Annotated in this window: 6 protein-coding genes; 4 read left to right on the top strand and 2 right to left on the bottom strand. The window is 70.6% G+C overall.

Annotated features, from left to right (window positions below):
- Positions 1–215: 215 nt before the first annotated feature.
- The gene (locus tag V7067_RS03625) at positions 216–989 is read left to right on the top strand and encodes a response regulator (protein WP_334174515.1); all 774 of its coding nucleotides are present in this window, start codon (positions 216–218) and stop codon (positions 987–989) included.
- A 34-nt stretch (positions 990–1,023) separates the two neighbouring features.
- Here the strand turns inward: V7067_RS03625 and V7067_RS03620 are convergent, their stop codons facing one another.
- Positions 1,024–1,227 (bottom strand): DUF2892 domain-containing protein, encoded by a 204-nt coding sequence (locus V7067_RS03620; RefSeq protein ID WP_334174514.1) that lies wholly within the window; start codon positions 1,225–1,227, stop codon positions 1,024–1,026.
- A 78-nt stretch (positions 1,228–1,305) separates the two neighbouring features.
- Complete coding sequence (gene trxC, locus V7067_RS03615; protein ID WP_334174513.1) at positions 1,306–1,770, bottom strand: thioredoxin TrxC; 465 nt, start codon at positions 1,768–1,770, stop codon at positions 1,306–1,308.
- Between the two features lie 86 nt (positions 1,771–1,856).
- On the opposite strand from trxC, the gene V7067_RS03610 reads away from it, so the two are divergent.
- The 3 genes from V7067_RS03610 to V7067_RS03600 all read left to right on the top strand — a co-directional run.
- A complete protein-coding gene (locus V7067_RS03610) occupies positions 1,857–2,225 on the top strand; it encodes a metalloregulator ArsR/SmtB family transcription factor (RefSeq protein ID WP_334174512.1) in 369 nt (122 codons plus the stop codon).
- Complete coding sequence (locus V7067_RS03605; protein ID WP_334174511.1) at positions 2,206–3,249, top strand: efflux RND transporter periplasmic adaptor subunit; 1,044 nt, start codon at positions 2,206–2,208, stop codon at positions 3,247–3,249. Before V7067_RS03610 ends, V7067_RS03605 begins: the two co-directional genes overlap by 20 nt.
- Positions 3,246–3,555, top strand: a 310-nt coding sequence (locus V7067_RS03600; RefSeq protein WP_334174510.1) for an efflux RND transporter permease subunit, incomplete at its 3' end; no start/stop codon positions are given. The genes V7067_RS03605 and V7067_RS03600, both read left to right, overlap by 4 nt.

The raw sequence follows: 3,555 nt of genomic DNA, 5'->3' as shown, positions 1-3,555 counted from the left end.
CCCCCCTTGGACTGGCCCTCGCCGGCCGCACACTCTATGCTCGCACGGCCCGCCGGCTGATCGTCTGACGGGGCCTTGCAGCAAGAACGACCCCACACCGCCCGGAGCCCGCGGCGGCACACCCCAAACCCGGTTCCCGCCGGCCCGGACCCTGCCGGTGCGCGCCGCGCCCGATCCGGACCGCGCCTGCCTGAGAACAGCGGAGACCTGAAACGATGCACAGCCACGAGGCCTCGGGCGAACCGCGCATTCTGCTGGTGGACGACGAGCCGGCCGTGCTGGAGGAGCTGCGCGAGGGGCTGGAGGCACTCGGCCTGCCCGCGCGCACCGCCGGCAGCGCCGCCGAGGCGCTGGACGTGGTGCAGCGCCATCCCGCGCTCGATGTGGTGGTGACCGACCTGCAGATGCCCGGCATCGACGGCATCGAACTGCTGCAGAAGCTGGCGGCGCGCAAGCGCGCCCGGCCGCTGGCCGCCATCGTCATTACCGGCAATGCGGCCCTCGACCGCGCGGTGGCGGCGCTGCGGCTGCACGCGGTGGACTTTCTGCAAAAGCCGCTGTCGCCGGACGAGGTGGCCCTTGCGGTGCGGCGGGCCATGGCCTTTCTCGCCGACAGCGGGGCGAGCGTCACGCCCGCGTCAGGCCGGCCGGCCTACCTGAAGGCGCTGGTCGCGGCCCGTGCCGACCGCGAGACGCTGTTCAAGGCCGAGCTTTTCTCCGACCCGGCGTGGGACATGCTGCTGGATCTGGCGGTGGGCGAGGCCTCCGGCCGGCCGATCTCGGTCACCAGCCTGTGCCTTGCCTCCGGCGTGCCCACCACCACGGCGCTGCGCCGGCTGGACGACCTGCAGTCCGCCGGCCTGATCGACCGCGTACCCGACGAAACCGACCGCCGCCGCATCATCGTGCGCCTGACCGAGGACGGCCGCGGCCGCATGAATTCCTATCTGGAGCGGCAGGCCGCCCGCATGGGCATCCGGCTCGACTGAGCGGCCGGCCCCGGCAGACGGCCCCCGGCGGGTCTCAGTTGAAGGCCGCGCCCGGCCGCACGCCCGCCTTTTTCAGGATCATCGCCAGCGGGCAGAAGCCGGTGAGCGAGGCCTGCATCATGTTGAGGCCGACGAAGGCCGCCAGCAGCAGCCACCACGGGCTGAAAGCCAGCGACAGGCCGAGGCTGACCCAGATCATGAAGCCGGCAAACAGAAAAACGAACCGGTCGACGTTCATGGCACATTAAACTCCTGCTCGGGCCGGCCGCACGGGCGGCTGAGCCCCGGAAATCGGAACGGGATTTGCGCCGCGCCCTCAGGCCGGCAGATGCTGTTCGACCCAGCGCACGATGCCGGCCGTCGTCATGGCGCCGGCCGTGGCCGCAACGCGGCGGCCGCCGGAAAACAGCATCAGCGCGGGAATGCTGCGCACGCCGAGTTCGGCCGAAATCTGCGGTTCGGCATCGGAATTGAGCTTCAGCAGCCGCACCCGCGGTTCCAGCGTGCGCGCTGCCTCGGCAAAGGCCGGGCCCATCATGCGACACGGACCGCACCACGGCGCCCAGATATCGACCAGCACCGGCACCGTTGAGTGCACGATCTGGCGGCGGAACCCGGCGCCGTCGATCTCGGCCGGGTGGCCGGTGAAAAGCGGGGCATGGCAATGGCCGCAGCGCCCTTCGGCCGCCGGCCTGCCGGCCGGCAGGCGGTTGATGCTGCCGCATGCCGTGCACACCGCCCGCATCTCGCCGGCGGGCGCGGCTCCTGCTTCATTCATCATCGCGAACCTCCGCAGGCAGGCCCTTTTGCCGGCCCTCGCCTTGCGTGTTGTTGACTGTATATCTCATTTGCCATATATACGCAACTATGAAAATTAGTAGCCAACTCCTGTCAGACAAGGCCGACGAGGCGGCGGAGCTGTTGCGGGCGCTCGCCAATCCGCACCGGCTGCTGATTCTCTGCCGGCTTGCCGGGGGAGAATGGCCGGTGGGCGAGCTTGCCGCGGCGCTGGGTTTTCGCGATGCCGCGGTGTCCCGCCATCTGGCCCGGCTGCGTCACGACGGACTGGTTGCCGGGCGCCGCGAGGGACAGACGATCCACTATCGCCTGACCAGCGCGGCCACGGCCGCCATCCTCATCGCCCTGCAATCGAGTTTCTGCCCGGAACTGGCCTGCGATGCCGATCCCTCCCGCCTTTCCGCCGAAGGACTGCACGATGAACACCCCGGAGTGTGAATTCCGCCGCCCGGCCGCGCGCCGGCACCACATCCGCCGGCTGGCGGCGGCCGCACTGGTGCTGGCCCCGCTGGCGGCCGCCGGCACGGCCATTGCCGGCGAACTGCGCGTGGAGCCGGTGAGCGTGAACGACCCCAAGGCCGTCTTCGCCACCGTGGAAAGTTCCAACGTGGTGCCGGCCCGCGCCCGCATCGGCGGCACGGTGACGGCGCTGAAGGTGAACCGCGGCGACATGGTGCGCGAGGGCGAGGTGATCGCCACCGTCACCGACGACAAGCTTGCCCTGCAGCTCGAAGCGCTCGATGCGCAGATCGAAGGCGCGAAGGCCTCGCTCGACAAGGCCCAGCTCGATCAGGGCCGCGTGGAAAAGCTGCGGCTGACCGGCACGGTGTCGCAGGCCCAGCAGGATGCCGCGCGCACCGCCGTGGACGTTGCCGAGACGACGCTGGCGGCCCGCACCGCCGAACGCGCCGTCGTTGCCCAGCAGCAGGCCGAAGGCCAGATCCGCGCCCCCGCCACCGGCCGCGTGCTGACCGTGCCGGCCACCATCGGCTCGGTGCTGATGCCGGGCGAGCCGGTGGCAACCGTCGCGGAGGGCAATTATGTGCTGCGGCTCAGCCTGCCGGAGACCCATGCCCGCACGCTCGCGACCGGCGACGAGGTGCGCATCGATGCCGCCGACCTCGGCGAGCATGTCGCCCCGGCCGGCCGCATCACGCTGATCTATCCGCAGGTCGAGAACGGCCGCGTCATCGCCGATGCGGCGGTGGCCGGGCTCGGGGATTATTTCGTCGGCGAGCGCGTGCGCGTCTGGGTGCCGGGGGCGGAACGCAAGGCGTTCGTGGTGCCGGCCGGCGCGCTGACCACCCGCTTCGGCATCGATTATGTCGCGCTGAAAGCGGCGGACGGCAACACCATCAGCGTGCCGGTGCAGCCCGGCCGCCCGCTGCCCCGCCCCGGCCTTGCCGATGGCATTGAAATCCTGTCCGGCCTTGCCGCCGGCGATGTTGTGGTGACGCCGTGAGCACCCCGAACCCGACCGACCCGCGGAACGAGCCGATCGTCACGACCCGTCCGCTCGGCTTTTCCGGCCACCTGACGAAGGCGACCATCCGCTCGCCGCTCACGCCGCTGTTCCTGCTCGCCGCGCTGGCCATGGGCCTGCTCGCGCTGATGGCCATTCCGCGCGAGGAAGAACCGCAGATCTCGGTGCCGATGGTCGATATCGTCGTCCCGGCCGACGGCCTCAAGGCAACCGATGCCGTCGAGCTCGTCACCAAGCCGCTGGAGACCATCGTCAAGGCCATCGACAATGTCGAGCACGTCTACA

Source organism: Pseudoxanthobacter sp. (genome assembly GCF_036822375.1).
Taxonomy (GTDB): Bacteria; Pseudomonadota; Alphaproteobacteria; order Rhizobiales; family Segnochrobactraceae; genus Pseudoxanthobacter.
The sequence above is the reverse complement of the archived record's forward strand: the minus strand, read 5'-3'. Positions and strand labels throughout refer to the sequence as shown.